This is a genomic window from Pseudomonas sp. NBRC 111124 (assembly GCF_001320245.1).
In the GTDB taxonomy this organism is placed as follows: Bacteria; Pseudomonadota; Gammaproteobacteria; order Pseudomonadales; family Pseudomonadaceae; genus Aquipseudomonas.
The window spans coordinates 1-17,115 of sequence record NZ_BCBA01000031.1 but is presented as its reverse complement, the minus strand read 5'-3'; the positions used below and the strand labels follow the sequence as shown (position 1 = coordinate 17,115).

General features: G+C 61.9%; 14 protein-coding genes and 1 pseudogene. 9 read left to right on the top strand and 6 right to left on the bottom strand.

Annotated elements, in window-relative coordinates:
- Nucleotides 1-28: 28 nt before the first annotated feature.
- Nucleotides 29-568, bottom strand: coding sequence for a chorismate mutase (locus APH28_RS12780; RefSeq protein ID WP_060509821.1), 540 nt, complete (start codon nt 566-568; stop codon nt 29-31).
- A gap of 150 nt (nt 569-718) precedes the next feature.
- Complete coding sequence (glnA, locus tag APH28_RS12775) at nt 719-2,125, bottom strand: type I glutamate--ammonia ligase (protein WP_060509819.1); 1,407 nt, start codon at nt 2,123-2,125, stop codon at nt 719-721.
- A 489-nt stretch (nt 2,126-2,614) separates the two neighbouring features.
- On the opposite strand from glnA, the gene thiI reads away from it, so the two are divergent.
- Both thiI and typA read left to right on the top strand, forming a co-directional pair.
- Nucleotides 2,615-4,069: a tRNA uracil 4-sulfurtransferase ThiI gene (gene thiI, locus APH28_RS12770; RefSeq protein ID WP_060509817.1), complete on the top strand. Its 1,455-nt coding sequence runs from the start codon at nt 2,615-2,617 to the stop codon at nt 4,067-4,069.
- Nucleotides 4,070-4,197: 128 nt separating this feature from the next.
- The gene (typA, locus tag APH28_RS12765; RefSeq protein WP_060509814.1) at nt 4,198-6,018 is read left to right on the top strand and encodes a translational GTPase TypA; all 1,821 of its coding nucleotides are present in this window, start codon (nt 4,198-4,200) and stop codon (nt 6,016-6,018) included.
- Between the two features lie 328 nt (nt 6,019-6,346).
- Here the strand turns inward: typA and APH28_RS12760 are convergent, their stop codons facing one another.
- Nucleotides 6,347-6,751, bottom strand: coding sequence for a YkgJ family cysteine cluster protein (locus APH28_RS12760; protein WP_003249225.1), 405 nt, complete (start codon nt 6,749-6,751; stop codon nt 6,347-6,349).
- Nucleotides 6,752-6,936: 185 nt separating this feature from the next.
- Between APH28_RS12760 and APH28_RS12755 the strand changes: the two genes are divergently transcribed.
- The 3 genes from APH28_RS12755 (at nt 6,937) to APH28_RS12745 (ending at nt 11,243) form a co-directional block, all read left to right on the top strand.
- Nucleotides 6,937-9,387: a glycogen/starch/alpha-glucan phosphorylase gene (locus tag APH28_RS12755; protein WP_060509812.1), complete on the top strand. Its 2,451-nt coding sequence runs from the start codon at nt 6,937-6,939 to the stop codon at nt 9,385-9,387.
- A 245-nt stretch (nt 9,388-9,632) separates the two neighbouring features.
- Nucleotides 9,633-10,643: a class 1 fructose-bisphosphatase gene (locus APH28_RS12750; RefSeq protein WP_060509810.1), complete on the top strand. Its 1,011-nt coding sequence runs from the start codon at nt 9,633-9,635 to the stop codon at nt 10,641-10,643.
- Nucleotides 10,644-10,646: 3 nt separating this feature from the next.
- Nucleotides 10,647-11,243, top strand: coding sequence for a DUF924 family protein (locus tag APH28_RS12745; protein ID WP_060509808.1), 597 nt, complete (start codon nt 10,647-10,649; stop codon nt 11,241-11,243).
- Nucleotides 11,244-11,331: 88 nt separating this feature from the next.
- On the opposite strand, the gene APH28_RS29495 is transcribed toward APH28_RS12745, so the two are convergent.
- Together APH28_RS29495 and APH28_RS29490 are read right to left on the bottom strand one after the other, a co-directional pair.
- The gene (locus tag APH28_RS29495) at nt 11,332-12,057 is read right to left on the bottom strand and encodes a methyl-accepting chemotaxis protein (RefSeq protein ID WP_371263082.1); all 726 of its coding nucleotides are present in this window, start codon (nt 12,055-12,057) and stop codon (nt 11,332-11,334) included.
- 129 nt (nt 12,058-12,186) lie between these two features.
- Nucleotides 12,187-13,224 (bottom strand): annotated as a pseudogene (locus APH28_RS29490) (cache domain-containing protein); the annotation flags it as partial.
- A 223-nt stretch (nt 13,225-13,447) separates the two neighbouring features.
- Here APH28_RS29490 and bamE point away from each other — a divergent pair.
- Complete coding sequence (bamE, locus tag APH28_RS12735; RefSeq protein WP_027921036.1) at nt 13,448-13,702, top strand: outer membrane protein assembly factor BamE; 255 nt, start codon at nt 13,448-13,450, stop codon at nt 13,700-13,702.
- Nucleotides 13,699-14,271: a lipocalin family protein gene (locus tag APH28_RS12730; RefSeq protein WP_060509804.1), complete on the top strand. Its 573-nt coding sequence runs from the start codon at nt 13,699-13,701 to the stop codon at nt 14,269-14,271. The genes bamE and APH28_RS12730 overlap by 4 nt, the downstream gene beginning before the upstream one ends.
- Nucleotides 14,272-14,305: 34 nt before the next feature.
- Here the strand turns inward: APH28_RS12730 and APH28_RS12725 are convergent, their stop codons facing one another.
- The gene (locus tag APH28_RS12725; protein ID WP_060509802.1) at nt 14,306-15,670 is read right to left on the bottom strand and encodes a formimidoylglutamate deiminase; all 1,365 of its coding nucleotides are present in this window, start codon (nt 15,668-15,670) and stop codon (nt 14,306-14,308) included.
- 145 nt (nt 15,671-15,815) lie between these two features.
- On the opposite strand from APH28_RS12725, the gene hutC reads away from it, so the two are divergent.
- Nucleotides 15,816-16,526, top strand: a complete 711-nt coding sequence (gene hutC / locus APH28_RS12720) for a histidine utilization repressor (RefSeq protein ID WP_177326729.1) — start codon at nt 15,816-15,818, stop codon at nt 16,524-16,526.
- The gene (locus APH28_RS12715) at nt 16,523-17,095 is read left to right on the top strand and encodes a HutD family protein (protein ID WP_060509800.1); all 573 of its coding nucleotides are present in this window, start codon (nt 16,523-16,525) and stop codon (nt 17,093-17,095) included. Before hutC ends, APH28_RS12715 begins: the two co-directional genes overlap by 4 nt.
- Nucleotides 17,096-17,115: the final 20 nt, after the last annotated feature.

Genomic DNA, 17,115 nt, shown 5'->3' with positions numbered 1-17,115 from the left:
CTGTGCACCAATATAGAGCATAGAAGTTTCAGGATTTATCACACAGTTGCCCGGTTGCGCGAATCAGGGCTCGCTGGGTCAGGTAGTCGACAGGGCGGCTGGCCACGGCAGCGGCCAGCGTGGCGGCGCAGTCTTGCGGTTTCAGTCGTTCAAAATCGGCCAGATGCTTGAGCAGCAGGGTCTGCAGTTCATCAAGCTGGGGGCGGATCTCCTGCTGCAGGTCGCTGCGTGGCGTGTCTGGCGCAGCGCCCAGGCGGTGCCAATGGAAGAGCAATGTGTACTGCACGAGCTTGTTGGCTTCGATCTGGTCAGCAAATAACGCTTCGGCGCGCTCCGCGGGCAGGCCATGGGCGGGTGCGGCCGCACGGACATTCGCCAGCACCTGCTGTTCACGCGCGCTTGCCTGGACCGGCTGGCCGTGGTCCCACTTGTGCAAGGCCACGGATTGCGCTAGCTCCAGGCGGTGCTCCATGGCCGCAAGCAGCGGCTCGAAGGCAGGGTGGGTGGGTTCTGATGCCGCGCAGCCGGTCAGGGCGAGAATGGCTGCTACGAGGGATAAAGGACGCATGATGAACCTCCGTCAGGTGAAGGTCCGAGTGTGCAGGAGTCGGCATATTACGCGGGTAGGAGCCTTCCGAAGTTGCTGAAGGCAGAAACAGAAACGGCCTCCCGAAGGAGGCCGTCTTGATCACGTCATCGGCGCAAGGCGCCAATCAGATCAGCAGCTGTAGTACAGCTCGTATTCCAGCGGGTGTACGAAGGTACGGACCTTGATCTCTTCTTCGCTCTTCAGCTCGATGAAGGCATCGATGAAGTCGTCGGAGAACACGCCGCCCTTGGTCAGGAACGCACGGCCTTTATCCAGCTCTTCCAGCGCTTCTTTCAGGCTGCCGCAGACTTGCGGGATGTCCTTGGCTTCTTCTGGCGGCAGGTCGTACAGGTTCTTGTCGGCAGCATCGCCAGGGTGGATCTTGTTCTGGATGCCGTCCAGGCCAGCCATCAGCAGGGCCGCGAAGGCCAGGTACGGGTTGGCCGATGGGTCCGGGAAGCGTGCTTCGATACGGCGGGCTTTCGGGCTGCCGACGTAAGGAATACGGATCGAGGCGGAACGGTTGCGAGCCGAGTAGGCCAGCATTACCGGCGCTTCGAAGCCTGGAACCAGACGCTTGTACGAGTTGGTCGACGGGTTGGTGAAGCCGTTCAGGGCCTTACCGTGCTTGATGATGCCGCCGATGAAGTACAGGGCGGTGTCGGACAGGCCGGCATAGCCTTCACCGGAGAAGGTGTTCTTGCCTTCTTTCCAGATCGACATGTGCACGTGCATGCCCGAGCCGTTGTCGCCGTACAGTGGCTTCGGCATGAAGGTAGCGGTACGGCCGTAGGCGTCGGCAACGTTGTGCACGACGTATTTCAGGGCCTGTACTTCGTCAGCCTTCTTCACCAGGGTGTTGAACTTGACGCCGATTTCGTTCTGGCCGGCAGTCGCCACTTCGTGGTGGTGAACTTCAACGATCTGGCCCATTTCTTCCAGAGCGTTGCACATGGCGGTACGGATTTCGTGGTCGTGGTCGAACGGCGGAACTGGGAAGTAGCCGCCTTTCACGCCTGGACGGTGGCCTTTGTTGCCGCCTTCGACGTCAGCATCGGACATCCACGAGCCTTGCTCGGAGAAGATCTTGAACATCGAGCCGGAGATGTCCGACTTGAACTTCACTTCGTCGAAGATGAAGAACTCTGGCTCGGGGCCTGCGAATACGGTGTCACCGATGCCGGTGCTCTTCAGGTACTCTTCGGCGCGCTTGGCGATCGCACGTGGGTCGCGATCGTAGCCCTGCATGCTCGACGGGTCGACGATGTCACAGGTGATGATCAGGGTCGGTTCTTCGGTGAACGGGTCCAGAACGGCGGTTTCGTCAACCGGCATCAGGATCATGTCGGACGCTTCGATGCCTTTCCAGCCAGCGATGGAGGAGCCGTCGAACATCTTGCCGACTTCGAAGAAGTCTTCGTCCAGGCCATCACGCGCCGGCATGGTCACGTGATGCTGTACGCCCTTGGTGTCCGTGAAACGCAGATCAATCCACTTGACGTCATGATCTTTGATGAGTTGAACCGACTTCGACATGTTGTCCTCCGGAGGGTCTAGAGCGCGGTGGGCCGCTGCTCTGGAAAAAGGGTGTTGCCGGGCGCGGATAGTCGGCCAAGCTTACCTGCCTCACAAGGGAGCAAATTGCATGCCAGTGCCCGAAAATGGCGAGGGCGGGATAAAAAGGGGCGTTTGTGGGCATTTGCTGGGCCGGCAGCCGATAAAAGTGCACCCTTAGGAGGCAGAAAATGAGCGGTGAGCACCAAATAAGTGCACGCTTTTGAAGGTGTGCTTTTTTTGAGGGCCTCTTCGCGGGTGAACCCGCTCCCACCGGTACTGCACTGGCTTCGGCTTGGCGCGCCCCTGTGAAAGCGGGTTTACCCGCGAAAGGGCCGGAACAAGGCAGCGCAAAAGCTGGCTCCTGCATTTATCTCAAAGCTTCTGATCAAAAGTTGGTCAAATCCTGAGCAATTTCCGATATAATTCGCGCCCCTCATTTTCGGCAGGCCCTGCGCGCGCTGTTAACCAATGAAACTTATCGTCAAAGTCTTCCCAGAAATCACCATCAAGAGCCGGCCGGTGCGCAAGCGCTTCATCCGCCAGCTCGGCAAGAACATCCGCAACGTGCTCAAGGATCTCGATCCAGAGCTCGCGGTCGATGGTGTCTGGGACAATCTCGAGGTGGTCACCCGCGTCGAGGACGAGAAGGTCCAGCGCGAGATGATCGAGCGCCTTACCTGCACCCCGGGCATTACTCACTTCCTGCAGGTCGAGGAATACCCGCTGGGCGACTTTGACGACATCGTCGCCAAGTGCAAACAGCACTTCGGCCACCTGCTGGCCGGCAAGCGCTTCTCGGTGCGCTGCAAGCGCGGCGGTCACCACGACTTCACCTCGATGGACGTCGACCGCTACGTCGGCAGCCAGCTGCGCCAGCAGTGCGGCGCCGCCGGCATCGACCTGAAGACGCCTGAAGTCGTGGTGCGCATGGAGATTCGCGACCAGCGCCTGTACGTGATCCACAATCAGCACAACGGCATCGGCGGCTACCCGCTGGGTGCCCTGGAGCAGACCCTGGTGCTGATGTCCGGTGGTTTCGACTCCACCGTGGCGGCGTACCAGATGATGCGCCGCGGCCTGATGACCCACTTCTGCTTCTTCAACCTCGGCGGCCGTGCCCACGAGCTGGGCGTGATGGAAGTGGCCCACTACTTGTGGAAAAAGTACGGTAGCAGCCAGCGCGTGCTGTTCATCAGCGTGCCGTTCGAAGAAGTGGTTGGCGAGATCCTCAACAAGGTCGACAACAGCTACATGGGCGTGACCCTCAAGCGCATGATGCTGCGCGGTGCCGCGCACATGGCCGACCGCCTGCAGATCGACGCGCTGGTCACCGGCGAGGCGATTTCCCAGGTGTCTAGCCAGACCCTGCCGAACCTGTCGATCATCGATTCGGCGACCGACAAGCTGGTGCTGCGCCCGTTGCTGGCCAGCCACAAGCAGGACATCATCGACCAGGCCACCGAAATCGGCACCGCCGACTTCGCCAAGCACATGCCGGAATACTGCGGCGTGATCTCGGTGAACCCGACCACCCATGCCAAGCGTCACCGCATGGAGCACGAAGAAAAGCAGTTCGACATGGCCGTGCTGGAGCGCGCCCTGGAACGCGCCAAGTTCATCTCCATCGACCACGTGATCGACGAGCTGGGCAAGGACATCGAAATCGAAGAAGTGGCCGAGGCACTGCCAGGCCAGATCGTCATCGACATTCGTCACCCCGATGCCCAGGAAGACGAACCTCTGGCCCTGGAGGGTATCGAAGTCCAGGCCATGCCGTTCTATGCCATCAACAGCAAGTTCAAGCACCTGGACCCTACGCGCCAGTACTTGCTGTATTGCGACAAAGGTGTGATGAGCCGTTTGCACGCACACCACCTGCTCAGTGAGGGACATGCCAATGTGCGTGTTTATCGTCCGACATAAGACGCCAGGGCTGTATGGCGGCAGCATCCGCCATCGCCCTCCCGACCATCGGGCCCGCTGAGCCTAAAAGCGTACATATTCGCCACCTACACTAGGTGGCAACCGAATCCTCTGATCGAGATACAGTTGTGATCGAAAATCTGCGTAACATCGCCATCATCGCCCACGTTGACCATGGTAAAACCACCCTGGTCGACAAACTCCTGCGTCAGTCCGGCACCCTGGAGCGTAACGAGCTCAACGACGAGCGCGTCATGGACTCCAACGACCAGGAAAAAGAGCGCGGTATTACCATTCTGGCGAAAAACACCGCCATCAACTGGAACGGCTACCACATCAACATCGTCGACACCCCCGGCCACGCCGACTTCGGTGGCGAGGTTGAGCGTGTAATGTCGATGGTCGACTCCGTGCTGCTGCTGGTCGACGCCCAAGACGGCCCGATGCCGCAAACTCGCTTCGTGACCAAGAAGGCCTTCGAAGCCGGCCTGAAGCCAATCGTCGTAATCAACAAGGTCGACCGTCCGGGCGCGCGTCCTGATTGGGTTCTGGACCAGATCTTCGACCTGTTCGATAACCTCGGTGCCACCGACGAACAGCTGGACTTCAAAGTCGTCTACGCCTCGGCCCTGAACGGCATCGCCGGTCTGGACCACACCGCCATGGGCGAAGACATGACCGCCCTGTACCAGTCGATCATCGACAACGTACCGGCGCCGGACGTTGACCGTGACGGTTCGTTCCAGATGCAGATCTCCGCACTGGACTACAACAGCTTCCTCGGTGTTATCGGCGTTGGCCGTATCGCCCGTGGTCGCGTCAAGCCGAACACCCCGGTTGTCGCCATCGACACCAACGGCAAGAAGCGTAACGGCCGTATCCTCAAGCTGATGGGCCACCACGGCCTGCACCGCATCGACGTCGAAGAAGCCCAGGCTGGCGACATCGTCTGCATCAGCGGTTTCGACGAGCTGTTCATCTCCGACACCCTGTGTGCCCCGGACGCGGTAGAAGCGATGAAGCCGCTGACCGTTGACGAGCCGACCGTTTCGATGACCTTCCAGGTCAACGACTCGCCGTTCTGCGGTAAAGAAGGCAAGTTCGTGACCAGCCGTAACATCAAGGACCGTCTGGACAAGGAGCTGCTGTACAACGTTGCTCTGCGCGTTCAGGAAACCGATTCCCCTGACAAGTTCAAGGTATCGGGCCGTGGTGAGCTGCACCTGTCCGTTCTGATCGAAACCATGCGCCGTGAAGGCTTCGAGATGGCTGTAGGCCGTCCTGAAGTGATCATCCGCGAAGTCGACGGCGTGAAGCAGGAACCGTTCGAAAACGTCACCATCGACATCCCTGAAGAATCCCAGGGCAAGGTCATGGAAGAGATGGGCCTGCGTAAAGGCGACCTGACCAACATGGTGCCGGATGGCAAAGGCCGTGTTCGCCTGGAGTACAACATCCCGGCCCGTGGTCTGATCGGTTTCCGTAACCAGTTCCTGACCCTGACCAACGGTGCAGGCATCCTGACCTCGATCTTCGATCGCTACGACACCATGAAGTCGGGCCAGATGTCCGGCCGTCTGAACGGTGTTCTGGTTTCGGTTGAAACTGGCAAGGCGCTGACCTACTCGCTGGAAACCCTGCAGGCTCGCGGCAAGCTGTTCGTTGAACACGGTCAGGAGATCTACAACGGTCAGATCATCGGCCTGAACAGCCGTGACAACGACCTGGGCGTGAACCCGACCAAAGGCAAGAAGCTCGACAACATGCGTGCTTCGGGCAAAGACGAAGTCATCGCCCTGGTTCCGCCAGTTCGCCACACCTTGGAACAGGCCTTGGAATTCATCCAGGACGACGAGCTGTGCGAAGTGACGCCGAAGTCGATCCGTCTGCGCAAGAAGATCCTGGACGAAGGCGAGCGTACCCGCGCTGCCAAGAAAGCCAAGAACTGAGTTAGCTCAGGCTGAATGAAAACGCCCCCGGTCGAAAGGCCGGGGGCGTTTTTGTTTGTCTGGGGAATGCTCAGCGGGGCGTGCCCAGTTCGGCGTCGTCCAGCAGGGCTTTGGCCAATGCGCTGAGGTAGTGCGCGGGTTGGCTCTCATGTCATTGACATCACCCGTTCGTTTCCACACGAAAGGGTGGCGGTTGTAGACGGAGTGAGGTTGCAGGTGGGCCACCATGGGGCCGCCTCGACATTTTCAGCGCCTATGAGATCGAGCGCCGCCACACCATCACAACCAGGGCATGCACCCGCTGGCCATCACCCGTTCACAAGGCGAATCACCGCCCAACCACCTTCGGCTTATAAGCACAATATCCCGGCCGCGGCCCGACCTTGGGGTGATTCCGGCAGGTATCCGGCCGCTTGTCATAAATGGTGCACAGCCGGCTCTTGCGATCCAGGTACATGCAGTCATCGTTGCTCATCCGGGTCAGGGTGAAGATCCCCGACTTCTGGTTGAAGCGCTCGATGATGCCTTCCTTCTGCAAACGCTTGGCCACGTTCTTCGGCGGTTCGTCTTTCTCGAACTCGTCCACCACGCCAATGCGGATCAGATCCTTGATCTTCACCTCCACCGGCAGGGTGCAACAGGTCGAATGGCAGCCATGGCACATGTTGCTGGTGTAGCGCTGCCAGGTCTCCAGGCGGTCGACTTCGGCCGCCGCGATCAGGGTCGTTTTCATCGTTATGGGGGTGAATCACGGTCTTGGGGCGCGCGATCATACCGGAATTGTTCAATTTATGAACAACCTTTTGACCGAATGCGCAAAGGTTAATGAAAACCGCGAACACGGGCTGCCGCTCTTGGTCGAAGCGTCTAGGCTGATCAATCTGCCTCCGCTTTCGTCAACTTGCCCGAGGATGCCGCATGTCCCAGGAACCTGAAGCTCGTGACGCCGAAGTCGCGGAATTTCGCGCTGCTGTACTGGATAAGCTGACCTACGCGGTCGGCAAGGACCCGGAGCATGCCTTCGACCACGACTGGTTCGAAGCCATCGCCCTGGCCGCACGCGATCACATGGTCGACCACTGGATGGACCACACCCGCCGGGCTTACCGGCGCAGCCAGAAGCGGGTCTATTACCTCTCCCTGGAATTTCTCATTGGCCGTTTGCTCTACGACAGCCTGAGCAACCTCGGCTTGCTGGATATCGCCCGCGATGCGCTTGAAGGCCTGAACGTCGATCTGGAGCGCATTCGCTTGCTTGAGCCGGATGCCGCGCTTGGCAACGGTGGCCTTGGCCGCCTGGCGGCTTGCTTCATGGAGAGCATGTCGACACTGGGCATCGCCGCCCATGGTTACGGCATCCGTTACGAACATGGCCTGTTCCGTCAGGCGGTGGTCGATGGCTGGCAGCAGGAACAGACCGAAAACTGGCTGGATTTCGGCAACCCTTGGGAGTTCGAGCGGGCCGAGGTCATCTACCCGATCAGTTTCGGTGGTAGCGTCGAAACGGTGCTCGATAGTCACGGCCAGCAACGCCAGGTGTGGACGCCGGGGGAGACGGTGCGGGCGGTAGCCTATGACACGCCCGTGGTCGGCTGGCGCGGGGCCAGCGTCAACACCTTGCGCCTGTGGCGGGCGCGGGCACTGGAAGAGCTGCACCTTGAACGCTTCAATGCCGGTGACCACCTGGGCGCCGTTGCCGAAGTGGCGCGGGCCGAGAGTATCTCGAGGGTACTGTACCCGGCCGATAGCACCGAGGCCGGCCAGGAACTGCGCCTGCGCCAGGAGTACTTCTTCGTTTCGGCGTCGCTGCAAGACCTGCTGCGTCGCCACCTGAACATGCACCAGAACCTGCTCAACCTGCCCGATGCCGCTGCCATCCAGCTCAATGACACGCACCCGTCGATCGCCGTCGCCGAGCTGATGCGCTTGCTGGTCGATCAGCACGAAATCCCTTGGGACAAGGCTTGGGAGCTGACAGTCGGCACCCTGGCCTATACCAACCACACCCTGCTGCCCGAGGCCCTGGAAACCTGGCCGGTGGCGCTGATGGAGCGCATGTTGCCGCGGCACATGCAGATCATCTACCTGATCAACGCCTACCATATCGACAGCCTGCGCGCCAAAGGCCTGCACGACTTCGACGTGCTGCGTGCGGTGTCGCTGATCGAAGAGGACAACGGCCGCCGGGTGCGCATGGGCAACCTGGCATTCCTCGGTTCGCACAGCGTGAATGGCGTGTCGGCGCTGCACAGCAAACTGATGAAGAGCACGGTGTTCGCCGAGCTGCACAAGCTTTACCCGCAGCGGATCAACAACAAGACCAACGGCATCACCTTCCGCCGCTGGCTGTACCAGTCCAACCCGCAGTTGACCGAGATGTTGGTCGAAGCGCTTGGGCCTGAACTCAAGGACGACCCGGAAGGGCGCCTGGCCGGGCTGGTGCCGTTCGCCGACAAGGCCAGCTTCCGCAAGCAGTTTGCTGCCCAGCGCCTGCACAGCAAGCGCGCCCTGGCCAGCATCATCCAGGACCGGATTGGCGTTACGGTCAACCCTGAGGCGCTGTTCGACGTGCAGGTCAAGCGCATCCACGAGTACAAGCGCCAGTTGCTCAACCTGCTGCACACCGTGGCGCTGTACCAGGCCATGCGCAACGACCCCGCTACCAACTGGGTGCCGCGGGTGAAGATTTTTGCCGGTAAGGCCGCGGCCAGTTATCACCAGGCCAAGCTGATCATCAAGCTGGCCAACGACATCGCCCGGGTGGTCAACAACGACCCGACTGTGCGTGGCCTGCTCAAGGTGGTGTTCCTGCCCAACTACAACGTCAGCCTGGCCGAAAGCATCATCCCGGCGGCGGACCTCTCGGAACAGATCTCCACGGCCGGCTACGAGGCGTCTGGCACCAGCAATATGAAGTTCGGCCTCAATGGCGCGCTGACCATCGGCACGCTCGACGGCGCCAACGTCGAGATGTGTGAACAGGTGGGGGCAGACAACATGTTCATCTTCGGCCTGACCGCGCAGCAAGTAGAGGCGCGGCACAAGGCGGGGGATTTCGGCGCGAATGCGGCGATTGCTGCTTCAAGTCGGCTGAACGATGTGCTGCAGGCGATCCGCAGCGGGGTGTTCTCGCCGGACGATCCATCGCGCTATGCGGGGCTGATCGATGGGCTGGTCGGCTACGACCGCTTCCTCGTGTGCGCCGACTTCGATGCCTACTGGGATGCCCAGCGGCGGGTCGAGGAGCTGTGGCACACGCCGCAGGAATGGTGGCGCATGGCGGTGCTGAACACGGCGCGGATGGGCTGGTTCTCCTCGGACCGGACCATCCGTGAATATGCCACCGAGATCTGGAAGGCGTTGGATTGATGTGAGGCACTTCGCGGGCGCGCCCGCTCCCACAGGAACAGCGCAGGCCTTGGAGCTCGCGAGACACCTGTGGGAGCGGGCGTGCCCGCGAATGGGTCCACAACCTGACCATCGGCCTGGCGCTTGCTGAACTACCGACCTATTGTGCCGTCAGAGAGCCGTGGCGAGTCTCATCACTCGCTAGCCTGCAACTCTCCCTGTAAACTGCGGGGGTTTTTATCTCCCCCATCCTTTCGGAGCCATACATGTCCCGCGTTACCCTGAGTCGCTATCTGATTGAGCAGACCCGCAGCAACAATACCCCTGCCGATCTGCGCTTCCTGATCGAAGTGGTGGCGCGTGCGTGCAAGGAAATCAGCCATCACGTGTCCAAAGGCGCCCTCGGCGGCGTGCTGGGCAGCATGGGCACTGAAAACGTGCAGGGCGAAGTCCAGAAGAAACTGGACGTGATCTCCAACGACATCCTGCTCGAAGCCAACGAGTGGGGCGGCCACCTGGCCGGCATGGCCTCCGAGGAAATGGACAACGCCTACCAGATCCCGGGCAAGTACCCGAAAGGCGCCTACCTGCTGGTCTTCGACCCGCTGGACGGCTCGTCCAACATCGACGTCAACGTCTCGGTCGGCACCATCTTCTCGGTACTGCGTTGCCCTAACGAGTACCTGAGCCAGAACGAAACCCTCAACGAAAACGCCTTCCTGCAGCCAGGCACCGAGCAGGTCGCCGCCGGTTATGCCATCTACGGCCCGCAGACCATGCTGATCCTGACCTTGGGCAACGGCGTCAAGGGCTTCACCCTGGACCGCGAGCTGGGCAGCTTCGTCCTGACCCACGAAAACATCCGCGTACCGGAAAGCACCGCCGAGTTCGCCATCAACATGTCCAACCAGCGTCACTGGGAAGCCCCGGTGCAGCGCTACGTGGGCGAACTGCTGGCTGGCGAGACCGGCCCGCTGAAGAAGAACTACAACATGCGCTGGATCGCCTCGATGGTGGCCGACGTGCACCGTATCCTGACCCGTGGCGGCCTGTTCATGTACCCGCGCGATGCCCGCGAGCCGAGCAAGCCGGGCAAGCTGCGCCTGATGTACGAAGCCAACCCGATGTCGTTCATCATCGAGCAGGCTGGCGGCGCCTCCACCAACGGTTACGATCGCATCCTCGACATCAAGCCGGACAGCCTGCACCAGCGTGTGTCGGTGATCCTCGGCTCGAAGGAAGAGGTTGAGCGCGTCACCGCGTACCACAAGGAGTAAATCATGCTCGCACCTTGGCAGCCGTTGCTGGAATGGTGGTTCGGTTGGGGCACCAGTCCCCAGGCCGTGGCTGACGAGAAGAGCACGCTGTGGTTCGGCAAGCATCACGATGCCGAAGCCCAGGCGCTGTTTGGCGACCTGGTCGAGCACGCCCTGGCGGGTGGGCTCGACGAGTGGCAGCAGAGCCCGCAGGGCTGGCTCGGCTTGCTGATCCTGCTGGACCAGCTGCCGCGCATGCTCTACCGCGACACGCCGCGCGCCTTCGAAGGCGACCGGCGTGCCCAGGTGGTGGCCATGCAGGGGTTGCAGAAGAACTGGGATTACCAGTTGCTGCCGATCCAGCGGGTGTTCGTGCTGCTGGTGTTGGAGCATGCCGAGGTGCTGGACTGGCAGAACCTGTGCGTCGAGCGATACCAGGTGCTGCTGGAAGAGCAGCCGGAGGATAACCAGCGCTTGTTCGAAGGCTTCCTCGATTACGCCGAACAGCACCAGCGGGTGATTGCCCGGTTTGGCCGCTTCCCGCACCGCAATCTGGTGCTGGGGCGGCCGAGTACCAGCGAAGAGATGGACTTCCTGTTGGAGCCTGGGTCCAGGTTCTAATTTGAGGGCCTCTTCGCGGGACAAGCCCGCTCCTACAAGGAATCCCCTGTAGGAGCGGGCTTGCCCCGCGAAGCAGGCGCCGCAATTGTCAGATCCTGAAACTGCCCACCAGGTGCTTCAACCGCTCGACCTGATGTTCAAGGTCGGTGCAGGCACGCAAGGTGCTCTGCAGGTTCTGCACCCCTTCCTGATTCAACGTATTGATCTCGGTGATGTCGACATTGATCGACTCGACCACGGCTGTCTGCTCTTCCGTGGCGGTGGCCACTGACTGGTTCATGCCATCGATCTCGCCAATGCGCTGGGTCACGCTGCCCAGGCGTTCGCCGGCCTGGTTGGCGATGCCCACGCTGTGGTCACTGTGCTCGCGGCTCTGGTTCATGGTGCTGACCGCCATTTGCGCGCCGGCTTGCAGCTCTTCGATCAGGCGCTGCACTTGCTGTGCCGATTCCTGGGTACGGTGCGCGAGGTTGCGCACTTCGTCGGCTACCACGGCAAAGCCACGCCCGGCCTCGCCAGCGCGGGCCGCTTCGATCGCGGCGTTGAGCGCCAGCAGGTTGGTCTGCTGGGAGATGCCGCTGATCACATCGAGGATCTGGCCGATGTTGGCGGTGTGAGCATTGAGTGTCTCGATGTTGCCGCACGAGTCACTGATCCGCGCCGACAGCTGATTCATCACATCGATGGTGCGCCCGACCACTTGCTGGCCATCCTCGGCCAGGCCGCGTGCTTCGCTGGAGTGCTGCGAGGCCAGCGCGGCGTTCTGGGCGATTTCCTGGGCGGCGGCGCCTAGCTGATTGATGGCGGCCGCCACGCTGCTGGTGCGGCTGGACTGCTGGTCGGCATTGCTGATCGAAGCATTCGAAGCACTCACCACCTGGGCAGCCACGGCGTTGACCTGGCCGGTGGCTGAGGCCACTTCGCGGATCGACTCGTGAATACGCTCGACGAAGCGGTTGAAGGATTGGCCAAGGCTGCCGAATTCATCCTGGGCGTGGATGCTCAGGCGCCGGGTCAGGTCGCCTTCGCCTTCGGCGATGTCGTGCATGGCGCGGCCCATCAGGTGCAGCGGCTCCATCAGCACGCGGATCAGCAAGCCGAGCAGGGCGATAATCACCACTACTGCGATCAGGGTGGCGACGATGGCCGAGGTGCGCAGCTCACCCAGCATGGCAAACGCGGCGTCCTGGTCGAGGACCAGGGCCACGTACCAGTCCGCCGACGGCACGCCGTCGACGTGGGTGAAGCTGATGAACTGCTTGTGGCCGTCCACTTCGACTTCCTTCAGGCCGCTGCCGATGCGCGGCGTGTCTCGCGGGTAGACGTCGGCCAGGGTTTTCAGGGCAAGGTCGGCTTTCGGGTGGATGAGGATCTTGCCTTCGCCGTTGACGATGAAGGCATGGCCCTGGCCGTCGAAGTTCAGGGCGTTGATCAGGTTGCTGATGGTCTGCAGGTCGGTGTCGACGCCGCTGACGCCGATCAGCCGGCCCGCTTGCTGCACCGGGGTGGCCAGGGTGATCACCAGCTTGCCGGCCGAGGCCGAGATGTAGGGCTCGGTGACGATGGTCTGGCCGCTGGCGCTGGCCGCCTTGTACCAGCCCCGCACCCGTGGGTCGTAGTCGGCGGCGCGGTTACCCACCGGTACCGACTGCATGCTGCCGTCCTGGCCGCCGAAGTAGGTGAGCTGGAAGTTCTTGCCGTACACCGGCAAGGCCAGGCTACGGTCCAGGCTGGCTTTGCCCGGCCCATCGACAGCGACTTGCTGGGCCAGGGAGTCGAGCAGCTGGATACGGCTGTCGAGCCAATTGCGGATGTTGCCGGCGGTGAGGCTGCCCAGGTCCTGCAGGTTGGTCTGCGTGTCGCTGCGCAGGGACTGGCGTTGTCGGTAGTCGTTGAAGAGCACGAAACAGGTAAAGGCGACGGCCACCACGAGGGCGGCGGCCAGCAGGATCTTGTGGCTGAACTTGAGGTTCTTGGTCATTTTTCTGGTCTGCACAAGGCAAGGCATAGGAGGGCGCTGTGGCAATGCGTCACAGCGTGCTCGCTGTGTCGACGCAGCGCGTTAAAACATTAATCGTTTGCGCAGGCCCAGCCGACCAACGGTGTACGACGAAAGCGTTGTTGTCAGGGAACCAGGGAGGGTTTTTCCCGTCGAAGGTCACTGCAGGCTCTCGCCTGTGACTATTTTCCAGGAGTGTGCCTTCATGTCGTTGCGTTCCCTCGCCCTGTTGTCCTTGTGCGTCGTCCTGACTGCGTGCAGCAAGATCAATCAGGAAAACTATTCCAAGCTCAAGGCCGGCATGAACAAGGCCGAGGTCGAGCAACTGCTCGGCACGCCCACCGAATGCTCCGGCGCGCTGGGCATGAGCAGCTGTACCTGGGGGGACGAGAAGAGCTTCATCAGCGTGCAATATGCGGCCGACAAGGTACTGATCTACTCCGGGCAGGGTCTTAAATGAGGCGTGTGCACCTGCTGCTGGGGTTGTGCCTGGTGATGCTGCTAGGTGGCTGCGCCACCTCCGCCAACGACCCGCTGGCGCCGAAGACCGCAGGTGATGTCGACCTCAAACGCTACCAGGGCAAGTGGTACGAGCTGGCACGCCTGCCAATGCAATACCAGGCCGGGTGTGCGCAGTCCGAAGCGCATTACAACCTCAAGCCTGATGGCTCGTATGGCGTGCTCAACCGCTGCCGCACCCTGGGGGATGAATGGCTGCGCGCCGAAGGGCACGCCAACATCCAGCAGCCGGGGCATACCGACAGGCTGTGGGTCGAGTTCGATAACTGGTTCACCCGGCTGGTACCGGGCGTGGCCAAGGGCGAATACTGGATCCTGTACGTGGATGATCGCTACCGCACGGCGATTGTCGGCAGCCCCGACCGCAAGTATCTGTGGATCCTGTCGCGCACGCCAACCCTGCCGGTGTGGGAGCGCGAGAGCCTGATGTCCAAGGCCCGTCAGCAGGGCTATGACACCAGCCGGCTGATCTGGCGCACGCCGGACAAGCAGATCGTGAAGATGCATTGAAATGACGGGGGCCGCTTTAGCGGCCCCTCTGCATTCAGCCCAGTAGCGCTCGCAACACTGCGGCAAACGCCTGCCGGCTTTCCTCTTCATGGGCGTGCTGCCCCTGACGCACCACCCACTGCCCGTTGACCATCACATCTCGCACCTGACGGTCGCCGCCCGCGAACAGCCAACGGTTGAGTATCCCGTCGCCCTCGGCCATGGCGATGTACGGATCCTGCCCATCCAGTACCAGCCAGTCGGCCCGTTTGCCCACCGCCAGCTCGCCAACCGGCTGCCCCAGCGCCTGTGCCCCACCGACCAACGCTGCGTCGTAGAGCGTGCGCCCGACCATTGGCTGGTCACTCCGATACAAGCGGTTGCGCCGCTGATCCCGCAGGCGTTGGCCATATTCCAGCCAACGCAGTTCCTCGACCACGCTCAGCGACACATGGCTGTCCGAACCAATACCCATGCGCCCGCCCTGAGCGAGGAAGTTCACTGCCGGGAAAATACCGTCGCCCAGGTTGGCTTCGGTGGTCAGGCAAAGCCCGGCCACTGCGCCACTGCGTGCCATGGCCGTGACTTCGTCGGCCTCGGCATGGGTGGCGTGCACCAGGCACCAGCGACGGTCGACATCGACGTGTTCATACAGCCACTGCAACGGCCGCAGCCCGCTCCAGGCCAGGCAGTCATCGACTTCCTTCTGTTGTTCGGCAATGTGGATATGAATCGGGCATTGCGGGTTGCCGGCAGCCAGTACCTCTGCGATCTGGCCGGGCGTGACCGCGCGCAGCGAGTGGAAGCACAGGCCCAGCTGTTGCGCGGGTTGCGCCGCCAGCACTGGCGCCAGTTGTGCCTGCAACTGCAGGTACTGTTCGGTGGTATTGATGAAACGCCGCTGCCCTTCGTTCGGGGCCTGGCCGCCGAAGCCGGCGTGGCTGTACAGCACGGGCAGCAAGGTCAGGCCGATGCCGCTGCTGGCTGCGGCCGCGCTGATGCGCCGGGACAGCTCGGCCGGGTCTGCGTAGGCCTTGCCCGCCTGGTCATGGTGCACGTAGTGGAATTCGGCCACCGAGGTGTAGCCGGCCTTGAGCATCTCGATGTACAGCTGGCGGGCGATGACCTGCAGCTGCTCCGGGGTGATCTTGCCGACCAGCCGATACATCAGTTCGCGCCAGGTCCAGAAGCTGTCGTTGGGGTTGCCCGCCACCTCCGCCAGCCCCGCCATGGCACGCTGGAACGCATGCGAGTGCAGGTTGGGCATGCCTGGCAGCAACGGCCCGGCCAGGCGCTCGGCGCCGTCGGCCGAAGCGTCGGCTTCGATCCGGCTGAGCAAGCCGTCACTGGACACTTCGAAGCGGACGTTACTGGCCCAGCCCGTTGGCAGCAGGGCGCGTTCGGCAAAATAGGCGGACATCGGCAAAAATCCTGTTATTGTTTAGCTTGTATATACATATACAGGCGTTTGCCTGCCGGGTAAACTGCGGCAAGCTACCGCTCATTCCATTGCCTAAGGACTCAACGCCGTGCCGACACCTCCTGTCTCCGCGCTGGTTGCCCAGATGGGCGAGGGCCCGGCGCCGCTGTATGCGCGGGTCAAGCAGATGATCATCCAGCAGATCGAAAACGGCAGCTGGCCACCGCATCACCGGGTGCCTTCGGAAAGCGAACTGGTCAGCGAGCTGGGCTTCAGCCGCATGACCATCAACCGCGCCTTGCGTGAACTCACCGCTGAGGGCCTGCTGGTGCGCATGCAGGGTGTGGGCACCTTCGTTGCCGAGCCCAAGAGCCGCTCGGCGCTGTTCGAAGTCAACAACATCGCCGACGAAATCGCTGGCCGTGGCCACCAGCATAGCTGCCAGGTAATCAAGCTGGCCGAGGAAGCCGCGGGTTCCGAGCGCGCCCTGGCCTTGGACATGCGTGAAGGGCAGCGGGTATTCCACTCGCTGATCGTGCATTACGAGAACGGCGTGCCGGTGCAGATCGAGGATCGCTACGTCAATGCGGCCATTGCCCCCGACTACCTCAAGCAGGACTTCACCCGCCAGACGCCCTACGCCTATCTCTCTCAGGTCGCACCGCTGACCGAGGGCGAGCACGTGGTCGAGGCGATTCTCGCTGAGCCCGAAGAGTGCCGCCTGCTGCAGATCGAGCGCGGCGAGCCCTGCCTGCTGATCCGCCGGCGTACCTGGTCCGGCCGCCAGCCCGTGACGGCGGCGCGGCTGATCCACCCTGGCTCCCGTCATCGCCTTGAAGGACGTTTCAGTAAATGACCCAGTTGCAGTTGCTGCGTGCGCAGGATTACCCGCGCATGCCCTGGAAGAATGGTGGCGGCTTCACCGAAGAGATCACCCGCGACAACGGCGAGGGGCTGGACGGCTTCGGCTGGCGCCTGTCGATTGCCGATATCGAGGAGTCGGGCGGGTTTTCCGTGTTTGCCGGCTACCAGCGGATCATCACCGTGCTGCAGGGTGATGGCATGCGTTTGCTGGTCGACGACCAGGCCAGCCGACCGTTGCTGCCGTTCGATGCGTTCGCCTTCAGTGGCGAGAGCCAGGTCAGCTGCAAGCTGCTGGGTGGGGCGATCCGTGATTTCAACCTGATCTATGCGCCGCAGCGCTATCGGGCGCGCTTGCAGTGGTTCGACGGCACCAGTCGGTTGTACAGCTCGGCGTCGACGGTGCTGCTGTTTGCTGCGAGCAATCAGGTAGAAGTGGCGATGGCTGGGCATGAGCCACAGCGGCTGGGTCTGTATGACTGCCTGCGGCTTGAGGGCAATGATGGGTTGCTGGGGCTGGATGTGCACGGGCGGTTCTGCCTGATCGAGCTCATTCCACGTTGAGGTAGCTGGGGCTGCTGCGC

Bases quoted from the DNA above. Each gene is read 5' to 3' on its own strand.
- APH28_RS12780 (WP_060509821.1), bottom strand. From the start codon at position 568: ATGCGTCCTTTATCCCTCGTAGCAGCCATTCTCGCCCTGACCGGCTGC.
- glnA (WP_060509819.1), bottom strand. From the start codon at position 2,125: ATGTCGAAGTCGGTTCAACTCATCAAAGATCATGACGTCAAGTGGATT.
- thiI (WP_060509817.1), top strand. From the start codon at position 2,615: ATGAAACTTATCGTCAAAGTCTTCCCAGAAATCACCATCAAGAGCCGG.
- APH28_RS12760 (WP_003249225.1), bottom strand. From the start codon at position 6,751: ATGAAAACGACCCTGATCGCGGCGGCCGAAGTCGACCGCCTGGAGACC.
- APH28_RS12755 (WP_060509812.1), top strand. From the start codon at position 6,937: ATGTCCCAGGAACCTGAAGCTCGTGACGCCGAAGTCGCGGAATTTCGC.
- APH28_RS12750 (WP_060509810.1), top strand. From the start codon at position 9,633: ATGTCCCGCGTTACCCTGAGTCGCTATCTGATTGAGCAGACCCGCAGC.
- APH28_RS12745 (WP_060509808.1), top strand. From the start codon at position 10,647: ATGCTCGCACCTTGGCAGCCGTTGCTGGAATGGTGGTTCGGTTGGGGC.
- bamE (WP_027921036.1), top strand. From the start codon at position 13,448: ATGTCGTTGCGTTCCCTCGCCCTGTTGTCCTTGTGCGTCGTCCTGACT.
- APH28_RS12730 (WP_060509804.1), top strand. From the start codon at position 13,699: ATGAGGCGTGTGCACCTGCTGCTGGGGTTGTGCCTGGTGATGCTGCTA.
- APH28_RS12725 (WP_060509802.1), bottom strand. From the start codon at position 15,670: ATGTCCGCCTATTTTGCCGAACGCGCCCTGCTGCCAACGGGCTGGGCC.
- hutC (WP_177326729.1), top strand. From the start codon at position 15,816: ATGGGCGAGGGCCCGGCGCCGCTGTATGCGCGGGTCAAGCAGATGATC.
- APH28_RS12715 (WP_060509800.1), top strand. From the start codon at position 16,523: ATGACCCAGTTGCAGTTGCTGCGTGCGCAGGATTACCCGCGCATGCCC.